Raw genomic sequence first — 1095 nt, forward strand, 5'->3', positions numbered from 1 at the left:
TGACCCTCGCCTGTCATGCCCATCCCCTCCACCTTGATCGGCCAGGGAGAGTACTCCTTACCCTGCCACAAGACAGGCCCAACCTGGGTATAGCCGTGGAAGTAATAGACATCGCCGCCCAAGGCGCTGAGGTCCAACTCGAACAACTCGACGTACTGACCCGGTGCGAGCTTCTGGATATCCTCGTAAATGCTCTCGGCCATCAGGCTGCCCCAAAATATTGTTCGAATGTCGCGGTCAGGGTGAATATCCCGGCGCCGTGCGGGGTGACGCCCCAGGTTGCGCAGGTGAACAGCGATGCCGAGCCAAGCGGCGGGGTCCAGACAAAGGGGATGAATCCCTTGCGGCCCCGGAGAAAGCTCAGGATCTGCTGAACATAGGCCTCTCGCCCGCGGAAGGTGAGCGGCCAACTCTGCACTTCATTATTGATGCCGTCCCCAGCGACCTGTCGGTAGCCGTTGCCGAACTGCGCGCTGCGAACGCGGAAGGTCCCAGTGCCCGTCGGCTCGATGTACGGGCACCAGTGAAAAGTGTCTGCCATGATTTCGCTCTGTCATTGTTTCAGCGGACGGGTCGATTGATGGCACTCCAGATCATGCCGCCACGTTGAAGTTGCTTGGCGATCTCCTGCTGCGCACCGTCCTTCGCTGCTTTCGCATAGGCCTGAGCTACTGCACTCATATCGCTAGAGGCGGAGCCACCTTGCCCGCCCGACCCGTCAACCGATATATCCTGCTGGATAGTCACCGACGAGCCGCCCCGAACTTGCCCTACCGCTTGCATTGCAGCGCTCGGATAAGACTTGCCAGCGGGGAGTACAAAGCCTCCATCCGCGTAACCTTTTGCGTTCAGACCCTCTAGGAATGCGCGCATACCAGGCTGGCCCACCACTTCCTTGCGCAGCACGAACTCCCCGGCGTGGACGATCCCAGCTGGGTCAAATTTTCCGCCCGGGCCGGTGTACCCGCCATCCGAGAACCCGGAAGGGTTGTAAGTCATGCCTGATGAAGCGCCACCCAACCCGTAGTCGAAACCGCCAGGGCCAGCTGAGGATGCATACGATCCGGCAGCAGCAGTGGCAAGGCTTGGGAAAAT

The 1095-nt window shown here is 60.3% G+C and carries 1 protein-coding gene and 2 pseudogenes; all 3 read right to left on the bottom strand.

What is annotated here, in order from left to right; all coding sequences use genetic code 11:
* Positions 1 to 203 (bottom strand): annotated as a pseudogene (locus H8F23_RS28720) (phage minor tail protein L); the annotation flags it as partial.
* Positions 203 to 541 (bottom strand): phage tail protein, encoded by a 339-nt coding sequence (locus tag H8F23_RS28725; RefSeq protein ID WP_194936581.1) that lies wholly within the window; start codon positions 539 to 541, stop codon positions 203 to 205. The pseudogene H8F23_RS28720 and the gene H8F23_RS28725, both read right to left, overlap by 1 nt.
* A 20-nt stretch (positions 542 to 561) precedes the next feature.
* Positions 562 to 1095 (bottom strand): annotated as a pseudogene (locus H8F23_RS28730) (hypothetical protein); the annotation flags it as partial.

Source organism: Pseudomonas neuropathica, assembly GCF_015461835.1.
Classification (GTDB): Bacteria; Pseudomonadota; Gammaproteobacteria; order Pseudomonadales; family Pseudomonadaceae; genus Aquipseudomonas; species Aquipseudomonas neuropathica.